Annotated in this window: 20 protein-coding genes; 14 read left to right on the plus strand and 6 right to left on the minus strand. The window is 63.4% G+C overall.

Annotated features, from left to right (window positions below):
* Positions 1 to 50 precede the first annotated feature (50 nt).
* The 9 genes from G6N38_RS15800 (at position 51) to G6N38_RS15840 (ending at position 11,226) form a co-directional block, all read left to right on the plus strand.
* Positions 51 to 1,499: an aldehyde dehydrogenase family protein gene (locus tag G6N38_RS15800; RefSeq protein WP_163748994.1), complete on the plus strand. Its 1,449-nt coding sequence runs from the start codon at positions 51 to 53 to the stop codon at positions 1,497 to 1,499.
* A 354-nt stretch (positions 1,500 to 1,853) separates the two neighbouring features.
* Positions 1,854 to 2,564 (plus strand): MlaE family ABC transporter permease, encoded by a 711-nt coding sequence (locus G6N38_RS15805; protein ID WP_163752041.1) that lies wholly within the window; start codon positions 1,854 to 1,856, stop codon positions 2,562 to 2,564.
* Positions 2,561 to 3,418, plus strand: coding sequence for an ABC transporter permease (locus G6N38_RS15810; RefSeq protein ID WP_163748996.1), 858 nt, complete (start codon positions 2,561 to 2,563; stop codon positions 3,416 to 3,418). The genes G6N38_RS15805 and G6N38_RS15810 overlap by 4 nt, the downstream gene beginning before the upstream one ends.
* A gap of 2 nt (positions 3,419 to 3,420) precedes the next feature.
* The gene (locus tag G6N38_RS15815; protein ID WP_163748998.1) at positions 3,421 to 4,884 is read left to right on the plus strand and encodes an MCE family protein; all 1,464 of its coding nucleotides are present in this window, start codon (positions 3,421 to 3,423) and stop codon (positions 4,882 to 4,884) included.
* Between the two features lie 43 nt (positions 4,885 to 4,927).
* Positions 4,928 to 5,956 (plus strand): MCE family protein, encoded by a 1,029-nt coding sequence (locus G6N38_RS15820; protein ID WP_163749000.1) that lies wholly within the window; start codon positions 4,928 to 4,930, stop codon positions 5,954 to 5,956.
* Positions 5,953 to 7,320 (plus strand): MCE family protein, encoded by a 1,368-nt coding sequence (locus G6N38_RS15825; protein ID WP_163749002.1) that lies wholly within the window; start codon positions 5,953 to 5,955, stop codon positions 7,318 to 7,320. The genes G6N38_RS15820 and G6N38_RS15825 overlap by 4 nt, the downstream gene beginning before the upstream one ends.
* Positions 7,317 to 8,630, plus strand: a complete 1,314-nt coding sequence (locus tag G6N38_RS15830) for an MCE family protein (protein ID WP_163749003.1) — start codon at positions 7,317 to 7,319, stop codon at positions 8,628 to 8,630. The genes G6N38_RS15825 and G6N38_RS15830 overlap by 4 nt, the downstream gene beginning before the upstream one ends.
* Positions 8,627 to 9,763 carry an MCE family protein gene (locus G6N38_RS15835; RefSeq protein ID WP_163749005.1) on the plus strand — a complete coding sequence of 379 codons (1,137 nt, stop codon included), beginning with the start codon at positions 8,627 to 8,629 and terminating at the stop codon, positions 9,761 to 9,763. Before G6N38_RS15830 ends, G6N38_RS15835 begins: the two co-directional genes overlap by 4 nt.
* Positions 9,764 to 9,765: 2 nt before the next feature.
* Entirely contained in the window at positions 9,766 to 11,226 is a 1,461-nt protein-coding gene (locus G6N38_RS15840) for an MCE family protein (RefSeq protein WP_163749007.1), read from the plus strand.
* Between the two features lie 66 nt (positions 11,227 to 11,292).
* Here the strand turns inward: G6N38_RS15840 and G6N38_RS15845 are convergent, their stop codons facing one another.
* Positions 11,293 to 11,454, minus strand: coding sequence for a hypothetical protein (locus tag G6N38_RS15845; RefSeq protein ID WP_163749009.1), 162 nt, complete (start codon positions 11,452 to 11,454; stop codon positions 11,293 to 11,295).
* 52 nt (positions 11,455 to 11,506) lie between these two features.
* On the opposite strand from G6N38_RS15845, the gene G6N38_RS15850 reads away from it, so the two are divergent.
* From G6N38_RS15850 to G6N38_RS15860, 3 genes are all read left to right on the plus strand, one after another.
* Entirely contained in the window at positions 11,507 to 11,974 is a 468-nt protein-coding gene (locus tag G6N38_RS15850; protein ID WP_163752042.1) for a CAP domain-containing protein, read from the plus strand.
* 2 nt (positions 11,975 to 11,976) lie between these two features.
* The gene (locus G6N38_RS15855) at positions 11,977 to 12,942 is read left to right on the plus strand and encodes an alpha/beta hydrolase-fold protein (RefSeq protein WP_163752043.1); all 966 of its coding nucleotides are present in this window, start codon (positions 11,977 to 11,979) and stop codon (positions 12,940 to 12,942) included.
* 353 nt (positions 12,943 to 13,295) lie between these two features.
* On the plus strand, positions 13,296 to 15,686 hold the full coding sequence (locus G6N38_RS15860; protein ID WP_163749011.1) for a helix-turn-helix transcriptional regulator: 2,391 nt from the start codon (positions 13,296 to 13,298) through the stop codon (positions 15,684 to 15,686).
* Positions 15,687 to 15,823: 137 nt separating this feature from the next.
* Here G6N38_RS15860 and rnhA read toward each other — a convergent pair whose 3' ends face one another.
* The 4 genes from rnhA to G6N38_RS15880 form a co-directional block, all read right to left on the minus strand.
* Positions 15,824 to 16,297, minus strand: coding sequence for a ribonuclease HI (gene rnhA / locus G6N38_RS15865; RefSeq protein WP_163749013.1), 474 nt, complete (start codon positions 16,295 to 16,297; stop codon positions 15,824 to 15,826).
* Positions 16,294 to 16,926 (minus strand): VOC family protein, encoded by a 633-nt coding sequence (locus tag G6N38_RS15870; protein ID WP_163749014.1) that lies wholly within the window; start codon positions 16,924 to 16,926, stop codon positions 16,294 to 16,296. The genes rnhA and G6N38_RS15870 overlap by 4 nt, the downstream gene beginning before the upstream one ends.
* Positions 16,923 to 18,791: a propionyl-CoA synthetase gene (locus G6N38_RS15875; protein WP_163749016.1), complete on the minus strand. Its 1,869-nt coding sequence runs from the start codon at positions 18,789 to 18,791 to the stop codon at positions 16,923 to 16,925. Before G6N38_RS15875 ends, G6N38_RS15870 begins: the two co-directional genes overlap by 4 nt.
* Before the next feature lie 118 nt (positions 18,792 to 18,909).
* On the minus strand, positions 18,910 to 19,338 hold the full coding sequence (locus G6N38_RS15880) for a type II toxin-antitoxin system Rv0910 family toxin (protein ID WP_163749018.1): 429 nt from the start codon (positions 19,336 to 19,338) through the stop codon (positions 18,910 to 18,912).
* Between the two features lie 44 nt (positions 19,339 to 19,382).
* Here G6N38_RS15880 and G6N38_RS15885 point away from each other — a divergent pair, with 44 nt between their 5' ends.
* Positions 19,383 to 20,183, plus strand: a complete 801-nt coding sequence (locus G6N38_RS15885; RefSeq protein WP_163749020.1) for an enoyl-CoA hydratase/isomerase family protein — start codon at positions 19,383 to 19,385, stop codon at positions 20,181 to 20,183.
* Between the two features lie 3 nt (positions 20,184 to 20,186).
* Here the strand turns inward: G6N38_RS15885 and G6N38_RS15890 are convergent, their stop codons facing one another.
* Positions 20,187 to 21,053, minus strand: coding sequence for a TIGR03619 family F420-dependent LLM class oxidoreductase (locus G6N38_RS15890; protein ID WP_163749022.1), 867 nt, complete (start codon positions 21,051 to 21,053; stop codon positions 20,187 to 20,189).
* Between the two features lie 224 nt (positions 21,054 to 21,277).
* Here G6N38_RS15890 and G6N38_RS15895 point away from each other — a divergent pair, with 224 nt between their 5' ends.
* The gene (locus G6N38_RS15895; protein WP_246227239.1) at positions 21,278 to 21,655 is read left to right on the plus strand and encodes a BlaI/MecI/CopY family transcriptional regulator; all 378 of its coding nucleotides are present in this window, start codon (positions 21,278 to 21,280) and stop codon (positions 21,653 to 21,655) included.
* Positions 21,656 to 21,663: the final 8 nt, after the last annotated feature.

A 21,663-nucleotide genomic window follows, 5' to 3' on the forward strand; every position in this document is an offset into this window, starting at 1 on the left:
CAGACACCCATCCCGCGCATTCGAATACGAAAAATCCTGAAAGGACCGCAATGGAGCCCGTGAGAAACTTCATCGGTGGAGCGTGGGTTGAACCGCTAACCACCGACTCGATCCTCAGGGCTGACCCGTTCACCGGAAAGATCCACCTGGAGTTGCCGGTCAGCACCGCCGCGGATGTCGACTTGGCGGTCAAATCTGCGGCTGCAGCGCAACCGAATTGGGCTGCCATGGATCTAGCCGATCGGCTTGAGGCGTTGAACGAATTCGCTGACGCACTCGAGGACGCAGCCGCCGATCTCGCTGCGGCCGAAAGCCTGGAAATGGGCAAGCCGGTAGACATCGGCACTCAGTTCGTTCTAGCGGGCATCGAGGTGTTTCGCGAGTCCCTGAAGGACGCCGCAACTTACCCGTTCGACGAGGAGTACGGCGGCAACGACGAGATCCGAACCTTCACCAGGCATGCACCGGTGGGTGTGGTCGCACTGATCGTGCCGTGGAACTTCACCGTCGCGGGCATTTTGCTTGGTCTGGGACCAATCCTCGCTGCCGGCAATACCGTCGTCGTCAAGCCGTCAGAAAAAGCGACGCCCTCAGCAGTCCGGATGCTTGAGCAGTGCGCTCTACCTGTAGGAGTGATCAACCTGGTCGTCGGCGATGGTCGAACGGGACGGGCGCTGAGCGAGAATCCCGACGTCGCGCTGGTCAACTTCACCGGCTCAGTAGGTGCCGGTCGTCAGGTCGCACAGGCCACTGCACCGCGCCTTGCCCGAGCTGTCTTGGAGCTCGGCGGAAAGGACGCGGCCATCGTCGATCTCGGCGTCGACGTCGAGAATGTCGCAGCGCAGCTGACATACGCGGCGTTCGTCAACTCGGGTCAGATCTGCACCTCGATCGAGCGCGTCTACGTCGTAGCAGGCATCGCTGATGCGTTGATCACCGCGTTGGTTGCCGAAGCGCGGCGATACGTGATGGGAGAGAAGCGCAGTGCTGGTCAGATTTCCATTGGACCTATGGTTGACGCCGCTCAGCGCAACATTGTCAGGTATCACATCGAAGACGCGCGCGCCAAGGGTGCCAAGATTCTTGTTGGTGGCGAGATACCCGATGTACCAGGCTATTACTATCCCGCAACGGTGCTGACCGATGTCACGTCTGACATGCTTGTCATGCACGAAGAGACTTTCGGTCCGGTGTTGCCGGTACAGGTAGTGGCGAGCTTTGAAGAAGGCCTTGCCAACGCCGCTGAGTCCCACTTCGGCTTAGCAGCAACAATATTCACCAACGATGTGACACACGCCGAGGCGGCAGCGCAGCTCCCAGTCGGTATGGTCTGGATCAACCAGTGGCAGGGCAGCGGATTGGTGCGGATGTATGAGCCGGCGCGTGCCAGTGGCTCTGGCCTCACCGGTGGACGCGCCGCGTACGATGCGGCGACGCGCGGAGTCTCGGTGAGCATTCCCAAGCGCCTTGTCCCGCCACTCCGGTTGAGTGCCGACTGACCAACGGCGCCGTAGCGGTCCGCGGTAACAAATGGGTCGACGGAGATCGGCAGTCCCGTCCGACTTCGTTGTTCGGTCCGCCAGAGGTCCGCAGGCGTGAGGTACGTAGGTAGAAAAATCCGTAGTTGGACTGATGCGCACGCCGCTCGCGTGCGGGAACCTGATCGAGATCTGCTCGAACGATGCGTTGCGAATCGTTCACCGCTAGTTTCCTGGAGACTGAATGCATCTGGTCAAACGCCCAACGGCACATCTGATATCGCGGGTGCTGCCACAGCGAGAGACGATGGTGTGCCCGTGACCATCAGTGGTGTTGCCGCGAAGCCGTTTCGCGGATTCGGCGACTTCGTTGCCATGGCCGTCGAAACCTTTGTGTGCATGTTTCGGTGGCCCTTCGCCTGGCGAGAGTACTTATTTCAGACGTGGTTTGTAGCTCGAGTGTCGTTGGTACCGGCGCTGATGTTGTGTCTGCCTTTCATCGTGTTGACCGTATTCACGTTCAACGTGCTGCTTGTGGAGTTCGGTGCGGCAGACTTCTCGGGCACTGGCGCGTCGATCGGTGCCGTCAATCAGTCAGGACCAATCGTGACGGTCCTTGTCGTTGCGGGGGCCGGTGCGACGTCGATGTGCGCCGATCTGGGTGCACGCACCATCCGTGAGGAACTCGAGGCACTTCGCGTGATGGGGGTCGACCCGATTCGATCACTGGTTGTGCCCCGGGTGCTGGCTGCCACGACCGTTTCCCTGCTGTTGTCCTCACTGGTGATCCTCGTCGGTTTAGCCGGCGGCTTCGTGTTCTCGGTGTTCTTTCAGCACGTCACTCCGGGTGCCTTCGTGTCGGGGATGACGCTAATCACGGGGGTGAGCGATGTGGTGGTCGCGTTGATCAAGGCAACACTCTTCGGCCTCACCGCCGGCTTGATCGCCTGCTACAAGGGGATATCCGTAGGCGGTGGCCCCGCCGGGGTGGGCAACGCCGTGAACGAGACCGTGGTGTTCTCATTCGTCGCGCTGTTCGTGATCAATGTGATAGTGACCGCGGTCGCCTTCCAGGCGCGATCATGAGCGTCAATCAGGCTCGTGCACAACGAGTTCTATGGATTAATCGGTGGTTCAGGTCCATAGATGACGGCGTTGATCGAATCGGCGCACAAGCTCAGTTCTATTTCAAGACGGTAATCTCACTCGGTGACGCCCTGACTCGCTATACGGCCGAGACTATCCGGCTGATCGCGGAAATGAGTTTGGGCACAGGTGTTCTCGTCATGATCGGCGGCACCACGGCGATCGTGGGGTTCCTCACCTTGTCGACCGGCGCTCTGGTCGCAGTGCAGGGATACAACCAGTTCTCGCAAGTGGGTGTCGAAGCGCTGACGGGATTCGCCTCGGCGTTCTTCAACGTGCGATTGATCGCGCCCTTGACGGCCGGCGTGGCAATGGCGGCGACGATCGGGGCGGGAGCGACCGCGAAGATCGGTGCGATGCGGATCAACGAGGAGATCGATGCACTCGAGGTCATGGGTATTCGGTCGGTGGCCTATCTGGCGTCAACTCGCGTGGCCGCCGGGATCATCGTCGTCATCCCGGTGTACTGCGTGGCGGTGATGGCATCGTTCTTCGCGGCCCGTTTCGGCACGACGTTTCTTTACGGGCAATCCACCGGTGTCTACGACCACTACTTCTACACCTTCTTATCCACCTCCGACATGTTGTGGTCGTTCTTGTTGGCTCTGGTGATAGCGGTGGTGATCATGCTGGTCCACACGTTCTACGGGTACAACGCGTCGGGAGGCCCGGCTGGCGTGGGTGAAGCCGTCGGTCGAGCCGTGCGGACCTCACTGATCACCGCGGGTGTCGTCGTCCTGTTCATGTCGCTGGCGATCTACGGCCAGTCCGGACACTTCAACTTCGCAGGGTGAGCATGAGAAAAACGGAAGCGAACACCGGGCGTCGGCCCCGGCGATGGTGGGCGTTCGGTCTCGTGGGACTAATCGTGTGTTTCGTCTATGTCACCATGGGCATGTTCACCAACGCGTTCAGCCAATACGTACCCGTGACTGTTGTCTCCGATCGCGCCGGTCTGGTGATGGAGGTGGGCGCCAAGGTCAAGCTGCGCGGTGTGCAGGTCGGTGAAGTCGGCATGGTCACCGGTGGAAGGACACCAGTCAGCCTGCGGCTCAATCTCTTTCCGAATCAGCTCGAGTTCATTCCTGCCAACGTCCAAGCCCGCATCAACGCCACTTCCGTCTTCGGGGCCAAGTACGTAGAACTGGTGTATCCCACCGACCCCAGCCCGAAGCGGCTTGCCGCGGGTGCAGTGTTGACGTCGGAGAACGTCAGCACCGAAGTCAACACGGTGTTCGAGAACTTGGTGGACCTGCTCAATCAGATCGATCCCGCGAAGCTCAACTCCATTTTGTCGGCGCTGGCTGAAGGAGTACGAGGACAGGGCGAGCGCATGGGGGAGGCCACCACGGCTCTCAACAAGGTGCTCCTGCAGCTGAATCCGCGAGCCGACACCATTCGTGCAGACTGGCGCTCGCTCAAGGGATTCGCGGACTCCTACAGCGCTGCTACGCAGAACATCCTCGCCACGCTGGACGCGGCCAGTACGACCAGCAGCACTGTTACCAAACAGTCCCAGCAACTGGATGCGTTGCTGCTCAACATCACTGGATTCGCCAACAGCGGCGTCAACCTGCTTGCGCCCAACCGGGACAATTTCATCCGGTCGATCAACGACCTGCAAACAACGACGGCTCTGCTGGCCAAGTACAACCCGGAGTACACCTGCCTGCTGATGGGAGCCAAGACCCTGCTGGACACCGGCTATCCCGGTATCGCCGGCGGAGACAACGGCAAGTCGCTCGTCGTCGACGCGGCCTTACTGTTCGGCAAGGACCAGTATCGCTACCCTGATAACCTGCCGATCGTCGGTGCCAAGGGTGGACCTGGCGGGAAGCCGGGTTGTGGGTCGCTACCCGATGTCGCCAACAACTTCCCGGTGCGCGAACTGATCACCAACACCGGGTGGGGCACCGGAGTCGACGTCCGGCCCAACCCGGGGATCGGGCGTCCGTTCTACACCGACTTCTTTCCGACTACTCGCGGCTATCCCCAGCCACCCACGCTGCGCGGGCAGGACCGTGGCCCCGCACCCGGTCCGATTCCGTATCCGGGTGCCCCGCCATACGGTGCGCCGATGTACGCGCCGGACGGCACCCCGCTCTACCCCGGCGAGCCGCCGGCACCTGCCCCGATGTCACCACCGGACCCGGGCCCACCACCACCGGGATCGGAACCGTTCGTGGTTCCCCACCCGGCCGACATGCAGCCCTACCCACCGGCAACTCCGCTTCCGGTTCCGGCAGCGCCGTCACCGTGAACGCCGTCGCTCGCCCGTTCAAACCAAGCCTAGAAGGGACGCCGTGAGAGACAACTTGTTCGGCGTAGTCGTGCGGCTTTCCGTCTTCGTCGTGGTCTGTCTGCTGGGAACCTTTGCCCTGCTGGCGATCTACGCGCAGTTCCGGTTCCACGGAGGCAAGACCTACACGGCGATCTTCAGCAACGTCAGCGGACTGGCCAATGGAAACTTCGTGCGGGTCGCCGGCGTCGAAGTCGGCAAGGTCAGCCACATCTCGGTCAACCGCGACAACACGGCTTCGGTGCAGTTCAGCGCCAACGACAATGTGATCCTGACCGACGGTAGCCGCGCAGCCATCCGCTACGACAACCTGATCGGCGGGCGCTATCTCGAGTTGCTCGAAGGGGCAGGCGGCACCAGAAGGCTGCCCGAGAACGCCACCATCGGTGTGGATCACACCGCTCCCGCCCTGGACCTGGATGCGCTGATCGGAGGCTTCCGGCCGCTGTTCCGCGCGCTGGATCCCAAACAGGTCAACGCACTATCCGGCGAACTGATCTCGGCGTTTCAAGGCCAAGGAGCCACGATCGGATCGTTCTTGAACCAGACCGCAGCGTTGACCAGCACGCTGGCCGATCGTGACCAGCTGATCGGAGAGGTCGTGGTCAACCTCAACACCGTCCTTGGCTCGTTGGCAGGGCAGGGTGACCAGTTCGCCAAGGCCGTGGACTCGCTGTCGTCCTTGGTGGGCGGCCTAGCGGCACGCAAGCAAGACCTCAGTAATGGGTTGGCCTATGCCAACGCTGCCTCGGCGTCGATCGCCGACTTGCTGTCGCAAGCCCGTCCGGCAGTCAAGGACACCGTGACCCAAACCGATCGGGTGGCCTCGCAGGTGCTCAACGACAAGGACTACTTCGACGACTTGCTCAACACGCTGGCCGACTCCTACAAGGTGCTCGGACGTCAGGCCCTCAACGGTGACTACTTCAGCTTCTACATCTGCGATCTGGTGCTCAAAGTCAACGGGAAGGGCGGCCAACCGGTGTACGTCAAACTGGCCGGACAGGACTCGGGCAGGTGCACGCCACGATGAAGCCGATCTCCGAACGCAACCCAGTGCTACTCGGCGCCGTCGGTGCGGTCGTGTTGACCGCGATGGCGATCGGTGCGCTCGAGTTCCGTGGGCTGCTCGCCATGACCAGTACACATACCTATTCGGCGTCGTTCGCCGATGCAGGTGGACTGAAGACCGGGGCCTCCGTCCAAGTCGCGGGATACAAGGTCGGCGAGGTCAAATCCATCACATTGAGAGATTCGCACGCACTCGTCACCTTTGTCGTGGATGACGAGATCCGGGTGGGGGATCGCTCCGAGGCTGCGATCAAGACCAAGGCGCTTCTGGGCTCCAAGGTGCTGGAAGTGACACCGCGCGGAGACGGCCCACAGAATGGCACGATCCCGTTGGAGCGAACCACATCGCCGTATCAACTTCCCGATGCGCTTGGCGATCTCTCGGCGACCATCAGCGGGCTCAACACCGACCAACTGTCCAGCTCGCTGTCGGTGCTCGCGCAGACCTTCGCAGATACTCCACCGCAACTACAGGCCGCCGTCGCGGGAGTCGCACGGTTCTCCCAGACGCTCGACCAACGTGACGCGCAGCTGCGAAGCTTGTTGAGCAACGCGAACCAGGCCACCGGAATCCTCGCCAAACGCAGCGATGAGATTGTCAGCTTGGTCGGCAATACCAATGCGCTTCTCGTCCAACTGGAAAGCCAGAGCAGCGCCCTCGACCAACTGTCCCAGAACTTTTCGACGCTGGCCCAACAGTTGAACGGCCTGATCGCCGACAATCGCACGACGTTGAAACCCGCGCTGGACCGGCTCAACGGCGTCCTTACCATCGTCGACAACCGCAAGGCCAAGGTCCAAGAGGCGCTCAAGGGTCTCCGCGACTATGCGACCTCGCTGGGCGAAGCAGTGTCTTCAGGCCCGTTCTTCAAGGCCTACCTGGCAAATCTGTTGCCTGGCCAATTCGTCCAGCCTTTTATCGACGCGGCATTCTCCGATCTCGGGGTGGACCCCAGTACCTTGCTGCCCTCGCAACGCGTCGATCCGCAAGTCGGTCAGCCCGGGACACCTCCGCTTCCGGTGCCCTACCCACGCACCGGGCAAGGCGGTGACCCGAAACTGAACTTGCCGGATGCGATCACCGGCAACCCAGGCGATCCCGGATGTGGCCCAGCCGGATTGCCATTGCCCGGCCCCACCGGCTGCTACCCCTACCGCGAGCCACAAGCCGCGCCGCCACCGGGGGGGCCACCGCCGGGGCCGCCCGCCGAAGTGGCACCTGCATCCGCTCCCACAACGCCGGTACTGCAGCGAGCTCCCGGCGAAATGCCCACCGCAACTCCCGGCGGCCCTGCCGGCCCGACTAACCCGGAGGCTGGTCAGTGACGTCACGCAACCGGCGATTGGCAGTGGCTGCCGTGCTCGTCGTCGTCCTCGTCGCGGGACTCGTCGCCGTAGTGCGCACCAGCGACACGATCGGCCGCACCCACCTAGTGGCCTACTTCGACAACAGCAACGGCATTTTCGTCGGCGACGAAGTCCGCATCGTCGGCGTCCCGGTCGGCAGGATCGACAAGATCGAACCGCAGCCGACGCAGGTCAAGATCAGCTTCTGGCTCGATGATAAGTACAACGTTCCTGCCGACGCCAAGGCAGTCATCCTGTCCCCATCGCTGGTCACCTCCCGGGCCATTCAGCTCACCCCGCCTTATACGTCCGGACCGGTGATGGCCGATAACACCGTCATCGGTCGGGACCGCACTGCGGTACCCGTCGAGTTCGACGACTTCCGCCAACAGCTGCAGAAACTCAACACCGCCCTGCAGCCGACCCAGCCAGGCGGTGTTAGCACGCTGGGCGCCCTGGTCAACACCACCGCAGACAACCTGCGCGGTCAGGGGGCGGCCATTCGCGACACCATCATCAAACTCTCGCAAGCGATTTCGGCACTCGGTGACCACAGTAATGATCTATTCACGACGCTGAAGAATCTGTCGCTGCTGGTGTCGGCTCTGCAAGGTTCCACTGACCTGTTAGCCCAGCTGAATCACAACCTCGCGGCCGTGACGCACCTGGTCGCCGACGACCCACACGAGGTCGGCAACGCTGTGCGCGACGTTGCCGACCTCGCGACTCAGCTGACCGGCTTCGTCAACGACAACCGTGAATCCCTGGGCATCACCGCGGACAAGCTGGCCTCGGTTTCGCAAGCACTGCACGACAGCATCCCCGACATCAAGAACGTGCTGCACGTCGCCCCCAACACTCTTCAGAACTTCATCAACATCTATCAGCCCGCACAGGGCACGCTGACCGGCGCCCTGTCGGTCAACAACTTCCAGAACCCGATCACGTTCCTGTGTGGGGCCATCCAGGCCGCCTCGCGGATGGGCGCCGAACAAGCAGCCAAACTGTGCGTGCAATACCTCGCCCCGATCGTCAAGAACCGCCAGTACAACTTCCCGCCCATCGGAGCAAATCCGGTCGTCGGGGCCATTGCCCGGCCCAACGAACTGACCTACAGCGAGGACTGGATGCGTCCGGACTACGTTCCACCACAGCCGAACCCCGCCGGCGCCCCACCCATCAATGCGGCGTCGTTGCCCGCCGAGGCGCCGGGCCCTGCGCAACCCACGTCAACCGATCCGTCCACGGGTCTGAGCGGGATGATGATCCAGCCCGGAGGTGGCCAGTGATCGGGGGATTACGCAGGGCCGGTGCCGGTATCGTGATCGCGGTCGCGTTGGCCGGTTCGGCTGGTTGCGACTGGCGCGGACTGAATTCCTTGCCACTGGCGGGCACCGCCGGTAGCGGACCGGATTCGTTCACTGTGCAGGCCCAACTGCCCAACGTCACTAATTTGCAGCCCAATTCGCGTGTTCGCGTCGGCGACGTGACGGTGGGCAACGTCACCAAGGTCGAGATGCAGGGCTGGCATGCGCTGCTGACCATGTCGTTGGACAGTGACGTCGACCTCCCACAGAACGCCACGGTCAAGCTGGGGCAAACCAGCCTGTTCGGCTCGCTGCACATCGAACTGGCTCCACCCACCGATGCGCCGCCAGAAGGCAAGTTGCGCAACGGATCACTGATCCCACTGTCGGCTGCAGGGGCCTTCCCGAGCACGGAACAAACCCTCGCAGCCATCTCGCTCGTACTCAACGGTGGTGGAGTAGGTCAAGTCCAGGACATCACCGAAGCGCTCAGCACCGCCTTCGCCGGGCGCGCGGACGACCTGCGCAGCCTGATCAATCAACTCGACACGTATGTCGGGCATCTCAACGATCAGAAAGACGACATCATCGCCGCGGCCGAGAGTCTCAACAACCTCGTCGGTCAAATCGCTGCGCAGAAGCCTGTCGTCGATAACGCCCTGAAGACCATCCCAGATGCGTTGGCGGTGCTCAACGACCAACGCAACACGATTGCCGACGCGATCACCCAACTCGGTAGGTTCTCCGCGCTGGCAGCCGACTCGGTGAACCAAACCAAGAGCGCGCTCGTGCAGGAACTCACCCAAGTCGCGCCCGTACTGAAGTCGCTGGCCGACGCCGGCCCGGCGTTGACCCGTGCGTTGGGAGTGCTGCCGACCTTCCCGTTCCCGAAGGACACGCTGACCAAGTGGGCGCGCGGCGACTACGCCAACCTCACCGCAGTCATCGACCTGACGTTGAGCCGGATCGATTCCTCGTTCTTCACCGGCACCCGGTGGGAGGGCAACCTCACCGAGCTGGAAATGCAGTGGGGGCGCACCATCGGGCAACTGCCCAGCCCATACACCGCGGCAAACCCGCTCGTCGTCCCCTACAAATTGGACCAGGGGTCCTGATCATGTATCTGCCAAAGCGTGTCGTCATTCAGATGGCCATCTTCACCACCGGCACGCTGGTGGCGGTGTCGGCGATGGCCTTCCACTACATGGCGCTGCCCAACTACCTGTTCGGCGCCGGCCACTACCAGGTCACCCTGCACCTACCCAGCGCAGCCGGCCTCTATCCCAGTGGCAACGTCACCTACCGGGGAACCGAGGTCGGCCGTGTCGAGACGGTCGCGTTGACGGACACCGGCGTGAACGCCGTGTTATCGCTGAACTCCGGGGTCCCCATACCGGCCGACCTTGACGCCGAAGTGCACAGCCAAACCGCGGTCGGTGAACAGTTCGTCACGTTGCGGCCTCGGAGTGGCGGCGGGCCGGTGCTGAAGAACGGCGACGTCATTCCTGTCGACCGCGCCTCGGTTCCGCCCGATATCAATGCGCTGCTCGACGCCACCAATCGGGGCATTCAAGCGATCCCGCACGACAGCCTCAAGACCGTCATTGACGAGGGCTACACCGCCGTCGGCGGCCTTGGTCCGGAGTTATCCCGGTTGGTCAAGGGGACAACCTCATTGGCGATCGACGCTCGCAAGAACCTTGACGCCTTGACCACGCTGGCTGACCAATCCCAGCCCGTGCTCGACTCGCAAGCCACAACGTCGGGTTCGATCGCGGCGTGGGCGGCCAACATCGCCACCGTCACACGGGAATTGAAGGCCCAAGACCCCGCGGTATCAAAGCTGCTGACCAACGGGCCCGCGGCCGCCGACGCCAGCCGCGGCCTGCTGGACCGGCTCGAACCCTCGCTGCCGATCCTGCTCAACAACCTCGTCAGCCTCGACCGCGTCGGCATCACGTACAACAACGATCTCGAGCAGCTTTTGGTGCTTCTACCGCAGGGCATTTCGATCCTGCAAGGCGCCGGCCTGGCCAACAGAAACACGAAACAGGCTTACCGGGGAGCCTTTCTGTCGTTCAATCTCAACCTCAACTTGCCGCCCGCCTGCCTTACCGGATTCTTGCCTCCACAGCAACAGCGCGTTCCCACCGACGTCGACTATCCGGCGCGGCCCGAGGGCAACATGTATTGCCGGGTGCCGCAAGACGCGCCGTTCAACGTTCGCGGCGCACGCAACATTCCGTGCGAGACCAAGCCCGGCAAACGCGCCCCTACGGCCGAGATGTGCGAGGGTGACGAAAACTACGTACCCCTGAACGACGGCTATAACTGGAAAGGCGATCCCAACGCCACACTCTCCGGCCAGCCCATTCCGCAACCGTTTGGTGGCACAACGGATCCTGGCGCACCGCCTTCGGGGGCGGCGCCGGCGGGCATTGCGGTCGCACCGTACGACCCCAATACCGGCACCTACCTCGGACCCGACGGCCGGCTCTACACGCAGACCGACCTCAGCCGGGACGCCGACCAACATCAAACGTGGCAGGACATGCTGCTCTCCCCGAAGGGACGTTGAGAGTTGCCGACCCCAGCGCTACACGATGCAGAGCCATCCACGTGCGCAGGTGAATCCGCCGAGGTGTCAGATGTCGATCTCGACGGCGCCACGAAAAGATCGACCGATGCGGCAGAAGCGAGCGTCGAGCCTGGCGAAACCAACCACGGGGACGGCAACGGAAATCGGTGGCTCATAACAGAATTCGATCGGAAATGAGCACTCGGTCACCATCGTCGTGATCGTCACGGCAGGACACCAAGGGAACCAGATGAAGTTACTTCCGCGAGTGACCACACTGATGACGTCGGGGCTGGTCGTTAGTGCTGCAGGCGTCCTGATTGCCGCCCCTGCCGGTGCAGACAACAAGCGACTCAACAACAGCGTGGCCGCCAACGTCTATACGATCCAGCACCAAGCCGGTTGCACCAACGATCTCAACATCAACCCGCAACTGCGATTGGCCGCTCAGTGGCACGCCGACGACCTGCTGAACAACCGTGACCTCCACGCGGACATCGGATCTGACGGGTCCACAGTGCAGGACCGCGCCAGGTCAACCGGTTACCTGGGGACCGTGTCCGAGACGGTGGCGATCAACCCAGCCTTGGCAATCAGCGGGATCGAGATCATGAACGACTGGTATTACCGGCCCGACTACATGAACATCATGTCCAACTGTGCCAACACCCAAATTGGGGTCTGGTCCGAGAACAGCCTTGACCGCTCTGTCGTCGTCGCGGTGTACGGCCAGCCGGTTGCACCATGAACATGGCGTCATTTCACCGTAGTTCGTCGCTGAACACCTGGCCCTACTCGAGCATCCCGTCGGCCGGCTTGTTTGGTGGAGCCAAGCGCGCAGTGCTCCTGCTGAGGCTTGCCCTGGCTATCGTGCTCGTTGCCAGTCTGTCGGCGGGCGCCGTGGCAAAAGCGAGTCCATCGGTCGAGTACCTCATGGTGCCTTCGTCGGCGATGGGCCGCGATGTTCCCGTGGCCTTTCAGGCGGGCGGACCACACGCGGTGTACCTGCTCGACGCATTCAACGCAGCGCCGGACGTCAGCAACTGGGTGACGGCGGGGCATGCGATGCAAACCCTTGCGGGCAAGGGTGTTTCGGTGGCCGCACCCGCGGGCGGTGCGTACAGCATGTACACCGACTGGGAGATGGACGGCAGTCGGCAGTGGGAGACGTTCCTGTCCGAGGAGTTACCGGACTGGCTGGTCGCAAACAAGGGTCTCGCTCCGGGTGGGCATGCCGTAGTCGGAGCGGCGCAGGGCGGTACCGGTGCCCTGATGTTGGCAGAGTTCCATCCCGACCGCTTTCGTTATGCCGGTTCGATGTCGGGGTTTCTGACGCCCTCGGCCACTGCGTTCAACGGTGCAATAACCGCCGGGATGGCGCAGTTCGGCGGGGTGAATACCCAAACGATGTGGGGTGCAGCCCAGTTGGGTCGGTGGAAGTGGCGCGACCCCTCGGTACACGCTGGTCTTTTGGTCGACAACAACACGCGGATATGGGTTTTCAGCCCCGCGACGTTGACCTGTAGCGACCCTGCGGCGATGATCGGCTATTGCGATCAGGCGCAGGGCAGTAGTCGCTCCTTCTTCGCGCAGTATCACGCAGTGCGCGGCGCCAACGGCCACTTTGACATTCCTGACGGGGGACAGCACGACTGGTCGAGTTGGGGTCCGCAGCTCGCCGCAATGTCGGGCGACGTGGCAGCCACCATCAAGTGATGCCGAACGATCAGCCAAGAATCGTTGCCGGGGTGGGCTGGAGGTTGCCTGGCTGGCCGAAGGCGGATCAGGTGCTGTCACGGTGCGAGAGATCTGGGTTTCGGCTCGACTGAGGGGTTCGAGCCCGATGCCGCGGTCATGTGCTGCACGCTGCGCACCGATTGTCGGGCGAAGGGATCCGCCGCGTGATGAGACAACCGACGCCCGCCCACAGTGGTGGTTTCGAAATTCCCGTTCCGAATGAAACGCATCTGAAACTCGCGTCGACTATCTTCGGCGGCAGGTGTAAGTCGCGGGTGACGAAGCGGGATCGACAACCCATCCCCGGAGGGAGTCGGAGCACTTCTGTCACAATGTTCGACTTCGACGGAAGGTATTCCATGCTCGGCGGCAAGTTTGCCAAAGACCGTCTTCCCGAAGACCCGACACCGTTCATCGGACGGTCCCTGGAGGCGGCCACCGCAACGGACAAGTTGCGCGCTGCCCGGCTTGTCTCGTTCGTCGGGATCGGGGGGATCGGAAAGACGCGACTTGCGAAAGAGGTCGCGAAGCGTTCCGTCGGCGACTATCCAGACGGCGTGCACTTCGTCGACCTATCGGTGGCGAGTAGTGACCAGCTGGTTGAGCACACGATCCTCGATTCCCTAGGACTGGACACCTCTCCTGCTGCGTTGCTGCGAAGCCTGCTCGCTGACGGGTCTTGTCTGCTTGTACTGGATCGCTGCGAGGGGGTAGTCACAGCACTCGGGCCGATTGTGGCCGACCTGATCGCATGGTGCCCAGGGGTGAAGATCTTGGCCACCACCCGCACCGAACTCGGCGTCGCCGGGGAGAACATCTACCTCGTTCCGCCGCTGTCGACCGAGTCACCTGACGGCGAGGGCATCAGCGATGCCGCAAAGCTCTTCATCGCGCGATCACAAGCGGTCACGGGGCGTCCAGTGCCCGAGGCCGGTCTTCACGACGTTGACGGTCTGTGCCGGCATCTCGACGGCATTCCGTTGGCGATCGAGCTCGCAGCGGGTCGAACCCGCTCGATGACCGCGCTGGAAATACGCACGCATCTTGATCAGCGATTCGAGATCTTGCGTGACGCACCCGGCGGCGCGTCGCATCAGACCAGCCTCGAGTCAGTGTTGGCCTGGACATGGGAGCGGTGTACGGCACCCGAACAGGAACTCTGGATGGCCATGTCGGTATTGGGTGGCGCCGTCACCGCTGACACGATCGCTGCCGTCCAGGATGTCGTCGTCGATGTTGAGCTTCTCAATACGGTGGATCGACTCACGGCGAAGTCGATTCTGATCAGCGAGCAAACTTCAGCGACCCGTTATCGGCTGCTGGACACCGTCAGCTCGTTCGGGTTGCTCAAAGCTCAGAGCATTCTCGGAGATGAGCTGGTTGCCGCCATGCGGGACCGACATCTCGATCACTGTGTCGGTACCGCACGTACCGCCTTCGACGAGTGGTTCGGAGCGGATCAGAGCCGCATTCTGGCCAATCTCGAGAGCTCCATCGGAAACTTTCGCGCAGCGTTCGAGTGGTCATTGGCGGATGCGTCGCGCGCACATAAGGCGGTAGCGCTCTACGCGTTTCTATGGCCGCACTGGATCGCCGGTGGCCACATCAAGGAGAGCTTGCTCTGGGTCGAGCGACTTGGGAATCGGACCGCGCCCAACGCCGCCGAGATGTGTGCCCACCTGCTCACGAAGGGCTGGGCGCAACTCCTGGGTGGCCTGCGTGCGGAGGCGGAGGAATCACTGGAGCGATGCCACGAAGCGGCGCTCGAAGCGGACTGTGCCGAACAGGTATTCCTCTCCAAGGCGCTCCTCGGCTGCTGTGTCGCCATTCGTGGCCATGGCACAGAGGGGATCGCACTCCTGCAAAACGCCCTTCGGGGTGCGCAAGGACGGGTCCGGCCGTGGGCGCTGTCCATGTTGTTGGAACTCAACGCGGAACTTCGGGCGCTCTACGGTGATCGCCAGGTCGCCTTGGAGCAGTGCGATGAGTGTGAGCAGATATGTCTCGAACACGGTGATGTCTGGTGCCACGGGTTGGTGTCTTGGGTGCGTTCGCTCGTCTACTACCTCGAGGGGGAGTACGCCCGCGCGTACACGGAGGCACGACGAACGTTAGAACTGAAGGCCTCGGTGCAGGATCTGCTCGGCGTGGCACTGGCTTCAGAAGTCGTCGCGTGGTCTCTGGCGATGCAGCAGGAGAATTCGTTCGCCGCTGAATTGTTGGGGATGACGGGGCGCTATTGGCAGCACTCCGGTAGTGAGCTGCTCATCGGCATTGATGTGTTGTCCGCCCAACGCGAACGCGTTCTCGAACAGTTGTTCCTTGAGCTCGGTACCGACGCCGTCGAATTGCAGCAGCGAGTCGAGCCGAAGATCGCGCTCATGAACTTCCCCGAGGTCGTTGCCACGTTCGCGGCGCGACGACTACCGACGGCGTTGACCTCCTCGGTTCGCGTTGACGACGCGTCGCGGCCCGAGCGGACGCATGGCGGCTTCGATGCGCCCGCTTCACCGATGACGGGCGGCCTCACTCGCCGGCAGAGTGAAGTGGCGCGGCTCGTTGCGGAGGGCAAGACGAATCGAGAGATCGCAGATGCCCTGTTCATCGGGATCCGGACCGTGGACACCCATGTCGCCCAGGTCCTTCGCAAACTCAATGTGACACGGCGCGTTGAGGTGGCACGCCTCATGGTCTCCTCGGAGAACACGCAAACCTCGCGTTGAAGAGGTCCTTCCCCGTGGCGCTGCCCTGAACCCTCGCGCGCCCGTATGACCGAGATCTGGCGGCGGTTGGCGTTTCCAGCCGCGCCACGATCACGAGGCGTTTCGGCGGTGTCCTTACGTGTCGGGATCGAAAGTTCTCAGATCGAAACAGCTGAACCCGCGATCGCCTCCTGCAGACCCCGCGTCGCCAACTGGTCGGCCAGCTCGTTGTCGGCGACACCCGAGTGGCCCTTCACCCAAAACCACTCGACCTCGTGGCGTGCGCAGGCGGCCTGAAGCCGCTGCCATAGGTCGACGTTCTTCACCGGCTGCTTCGCGGCCGTCAGCCAGCCGTTGCGCTGCCACCCGGCCACCCACTTGGTGATGCCGTTGCGGACATAGGTGCTGTCGGTATAAAGGTGCACCGTCACGGATCGGGTGAGAGCCTCGAGCGCCATGATCGGAGCCGTCAGCTCCATCCGGTTGTTGCTCGTCTCGGTGGGCTCGCCTCCGCACATCTCACGGACGTGATGGCGCATGCGGAGCACCGCTCCCCATCCGCCGGGGCCCGGGTTGGGCCGGCATCCGCCGTCGGTGTGGATGACGACGATGTCGACGACGTCCTCAGTCATCCGCCGAGAATAGGCGGCGAAATCATCGCCGTCCGGACCGACATGCCCAGATCGCGATGCCGCAGCGTGGTGATCCGGCGCCCGGGCTGTACGGCGTCCTTGACCGGCAATGTGTGGTCGCCGAAGAACGACGCGGTGGCATCGATATCGGCGACCACGTAGGTGATGCCCCACAACGAGGACGGACCCTCGTTCGCCGCGGCCGGTGCCCCGACGACCTCGAGGATCACCGATCCCAAGCGGAAGAAGATCTGCCGCATCGGCTGACCACCGAGTTCGGCGTCGCGCTCCCGACGCGGCCGCAACCCGACGGCGGCCAGCGATTCGACGGTCTGGTTGAGGTTGGGCGACAGCAGCACGACGTGGTCGATCGATGCCACACCGTTTGTGTGGGCGGCCGGCGGTGCGGGGTCGGTGTCGGAGCTCGCTGTCGGGATGCCGTCGAGCACACAGTCGGCGGGCAGGCCCCGCAGCGTCCAGCTGAGAATGCCGGTGCCGTTTGATCGTCCGAGCAGACGGATCCGAACATCGCCGATGCGGCAGATGTCATCGGCGTCCACGCTGAATCCCGCGTCGCGCCACGCGTCGGGCGGGTCAGCGATCTGGAACTCGTCGATGGTGACGGTCATGGCTGGAGAATCGGCCGCAACGTTTCCAGGACGGCCGGGTCCTCGATGGTCGAGGGCATCGGCTCATCCTTGCCGTGCGCGATACCGCGCATCGTCTTGCGCAGGATCTTGCCTGAGCGGGTCTTGGGCAGGGCAGGCACCACATCGACCAGACGGAGGCAGGCGACCGCGCCGATTTCGTTGCGCACCGAGGCCACCAATTCTTCGGCGAGGCCGTCGGACGAGGCCCCGGCCTTGAGTACGACGAAGCCGCGCGGCACCTGACCTTTGATCTCGTCGGCCACCCCGATGACGGCGCATTCGGCCACCGCAGGATGGGCAGCCAGCACTGCCTCGATCGATCCGGTCGATAACCGGTGTCCGGCAACGTTGATGACGTCGTCGATGCGGCCCATCACGAACAGGTAGCCGTCCTCGTCCAGATAACCGCCGTCACCGGTCAGGTAGAAGCCGGGGTGCTCGCACAGATAGGACGACTCGTATCGGGCGTCATCGCCCCACAGCGTCGGCAGGGTTCCGGGCGGCAGCGGCAGACTGATGCAGATGGCGCCCTCCTCGCCTGGGGCGCACGGCGAGCCGTCCACCTGCAAGATCTGCACGTCGTATCCGGGCATCGGCACGGTGGGGGAGCCGGCCTTCAGCGGAAGGTGTTGCACGCCCATCGGATTGGCTGCGATCGCCCATCCGGTCTCGGTCTGCCACCAGTGGTCGACGACGGGCACACCGAGTTTCGCCGACGCCCACGCATAGGTGTCCGGGTCCAGCCGTTCACCGGCCTGGAATAGGTACTTCAGACACGACAGGTCGTAGCGGTCCAGGTGCGAGGCGTCCGGATCTTCTTTGCGGATCGCCCGGATCGCTGTCGGTGCGGTGAACAACGCTTTCACGCCGTGTTCGGCGACGACCCGCCAGAACGCGCCGGGATCCGGTGTGCCGATGGGCTTTCCCTCATAGAGCACCGTCGTGGCGCCGGCCAGCAACGGCCCGTAGACGATGTAGGAGTGGCCCACCACCCATCCGACGTCGGAGGCTGCCCAGAATACGTCGCCCGGGTCGATGTCGTAGATGTGCCGCATAGTCCACAGCAGCGCGACCGCATGGCCGCCGTTGTCGCGGACGATGCCCTTGGGCTTGCCCGTCGTCCCGGAGGTGTAGAGCACGTACAGCGGATCGGTGGCGGCCACCGGCACCGGGTCGGCGGGCGTTGCCCCGGCCATCGCATCGGTCCAGTCCACATCGCGGCCGTCGACTAGATCGCAGGTGTGCCGGTCCCGCTGGACGATCACGCACGCGGCCGGAGTGTGCGCGGCCAGCTCGAGTGCGTGGTCGAGCATCGGCTTGTACTCGATTACCCGGGTCGATTCGATGCCGCAGGACGCCGAGACGATCACCACCGGCTGTGCGTCGTCGATGCGCGTCGCCAGCTCGTGGGCGGCGAACCCGCCGAACACCACCGAGTGCACCGCACCCAGGCGGGCGCAGGCCAGCATCGCGATGACCGCCTCGGGGATCATCGGCATATAGAGCACCACGCGGTCGCCCTTGCCGACACCCAATCCACGTAGTACGCCCGCGAAACGGGCTGTCTCGTCGAGCAATTCGCGATAACTGTAACTTCGTTTGGTCCCGGTGACAGGGGAGTCGTAGATCAGCGCCAGCTGATCGCCGCGTTCCGCGATATGCCGGTCCAGCGCGTTGGCGCAGGTGTTCAACTCGGCGTCGGGGAACCACCGGTAGAACGGCGGGTTGGTGTCATCGAGGATGCGCTGCGGCGCACGCGTCCACGACACCGCGCGAGCGGCCTGCGCCCAGAACTCCGCGGGGTCAGCGACGCTGGCGTCGAACAGTTCCCGGTATCCGGCCATCCCGGCTTCCTCCCGTCGTTGGGTGGTAGCACGGTAGCGCGGGGCGATGGCGCAGACCTCCCCTACGCCAGGTTTGTCGGCAAACGCACCGACATCTGCGCCGAACGGCAAGTCCCGGTCAGGTCAGTGCGGCGAGATTCTCCACCGACTTCTGGACCTCGGATTCGAGCACCTTTGCGACGAGGCGGCCGACGGGGCCATTCAGCAGTCCGCCGGAGATGTCCGCCTTCAGGCGGAAACAGGTTCCCGGGTGCTCGTCGATGACCCGCATTGTGATGCCGATCCCGATGCCGCCGCGCCCCCAGCCGCGCATTTCGATCGCCTTCGGTGCGTCGTAGTTGGTGACGTTCCAATGGATGGTGTTGCGGAAGCCCTTCACCTTGATCAGCGACGACACCTGGGTGCCTTCACGGACGACCAGCGGCACAGGGCTGCGCCAGTCGCCGAAGATCGTCATCCATTCATCGAAGCGGTGCAGATTCGAGGCCAGTTCCCAGGCTCGCTGGGGTGGGACAGCAGAGGAGACAGCCACGTCAACGGTTGCCATGGCGCCCGGGATACCCCAGGTGGCTGCGAGTTAATCTCCACCCCATGGCTGCTGTGGAATTCGAGGAAATCGAAGACGGGATCGCCGGTATCACCCTGAACCGGCCGGAGTTGCTCAACGCGATCGACGGAAACCTGATGGACGGCCTGGACGCCGTGCTTGACGAGCTGAGCTCCTGGAAGTACCGGGTCGCCGTCCTCACCGGGGCGGGGCGCGGGTTCTGCGCGGGCGCAGACCTCAGCGGCACCGGCAAGGCGTGGACCGAGCCGGCGGGTGCTCCGTTCAAGACGATGTACGACGGACAGATCCGGCTGGCCGACCAACTGACCCGGCTCTACGAACTGCCCATCCCGGTGGTCGGGGCGGTCAACGGGGTGGCCGTGGGCGGCGGACTCGCCTACGCCCTGCACTGCGATATCCGGATCGCCTCGGACACAGCGCGCTTCGGCTCGGTGTTCATCAAGGCGGGCTTTTCGTCACTGGACATGGGGACGAGTTATCTGCTGCCCAAGATCGTCGGTGCGGGCGCCGCGCGGGAAATGATGCTCACCGGGCGGATCATCGACGCCGAGGAGGCCTATCGGATCGGGCTGGCGCACGAGGTGGTGCCCGCCGACAAGCTTGCCGATGCCGCGCTGGAGATGGCGCGCAGTATCGCAGCCAACAATGCCTTCGGGGTCTGGCAGACCAAGACCGGGCTGAACGCCGCCCTGGACGCGCCGAGCCTGCGGCACGCCAAAGAGATCGAGAACCGGACACAGATCCTGACCGGGTTCACCAACAACCCGCGCGAAGCCGCCATGGCACACCGCGAGAAGCGCGCTCCCAAGTGGGATCCGCTGTGATGGTTAGACTTTCGCCATCACATTCTCGGCGAACCACTCGAGGTTACGGATCTTGGCGTCCAGCGGCTCGGTGTCGGGTCCCTTGATGTAGGGGATCCGGAAGCCCACGATCACGTCGGTGACGCCCTTGTCTTCCAGCCGCTTGACGCCGTCCACGGTGAAGGCGTCAACGGAGATGACGTGGATTTGGAAGTCATCGCCGGTGCTGCCTTCCTCTTCGCGGTAGCGGTTCAGCTTGGCCAGCAGCTCGTCGAGGTCCTCGTTACCGCCACCGTGCATCCAGCCGTCATTGCGCGCGGCGCGGCGCAATGCAGCATCGGCGTGCCCGCCGATCAGGATCGGGACTGGCGCGGACGGCGCGGGTGTCATCTTGGTCTTGGGGATGTCGTAGAACTCGCCGTGGAACTCGAAGTAGTCGCCACTGGTCAGCCCCTTGATGATCGCGATGCACTCGTCCATTCGCTTGCCCCGCTTCGCGAACGGCACACCCATCAGCTCGTAGTCCTCGGGCCACGGGCTGGTGCCCACACCCAATCCGACCCGATTGCCGATCAACGCTGCCAGCGAACCGGCCTGCTTGGCCACCAGGGCCGGCGGGCGGATCGGCAGCTTGAGGACGAAGAAGTTGAAGTGCAGCTTGGTAGTCACCGCACCCAGCGCCGCCGTCAGCACGAAGGTCTCGATGAAGGACTTGCCGTCCAAGAACTCCCGGTTGCCGTCCGGGGTGTACGGGTAGGTGGAGTCTGATTCGAACGGGTAGGCGACGCTGTCCGGAATCGTCATCGCGTGGTACCCGGCCGCCTCGGCGGCCTGAGCGAGCGGGATGTAGAACGTCGGATCGGTCATGGCCTCGGCGTAGGTGAATCGCATGTCGCGATAGTAGAATGCGTTCTACTTTCTGGGCTATAAATACTGGTAATCGGGATGAATGACCGTTGTGGAGCGGCGTCTGGCTCGGGCCCCGATCAACAACGGAATGTGTTTAGCGCCCAGTCATACCGTGCCGAACGCGGCAAGTCGCGCAGCCCCACGCGGCACAGCTGGCCGGCCACTAGTGGCTGCGGATGCCTATCCTTGCCCGGGAAGGATCATTCGTGCGCAGACAACCCGGCAGTCTCGAAGACGCCATCATCGCGGTCCTGGGCCGCCACCCCGCGATGAGTGTCGCCGAAGTACGGACCGAACTTGGCGGTGACCTCGCGCACACGACGGTGATGACCGCCCTGGTTCGGCTGACCGACAAGCAGCTGGTCACCAGGACAAAGGCCGGCCGGGCTTATTCGTATTCGCTTGCTGTGCCGGCCCCGGACCTTCCCGCACTGCGAGCCGCGATCAGGATGCGCAATGAATTGCATCGCGGGCAGGCACCCGACCGGGCTGACGTGCTAGCCAACTTCGTCGCCGCACTGGATCCCGCCGACGAAGCTGCATTGCGAAAATTGCTGTCCGACAACGGCTCCAGTGCGCCGTGATGCTTTGG

This window comes from Mycolicibacterium helvum (assembly GCF_010731895.1).
Classification (GTDB): domain Bacteria; phylum Actinomycetota; class Actinomycetes; order Mycobacteriales; family Mycobacteriaceae; genus Mycobacterium; species Mycobacterium helvum.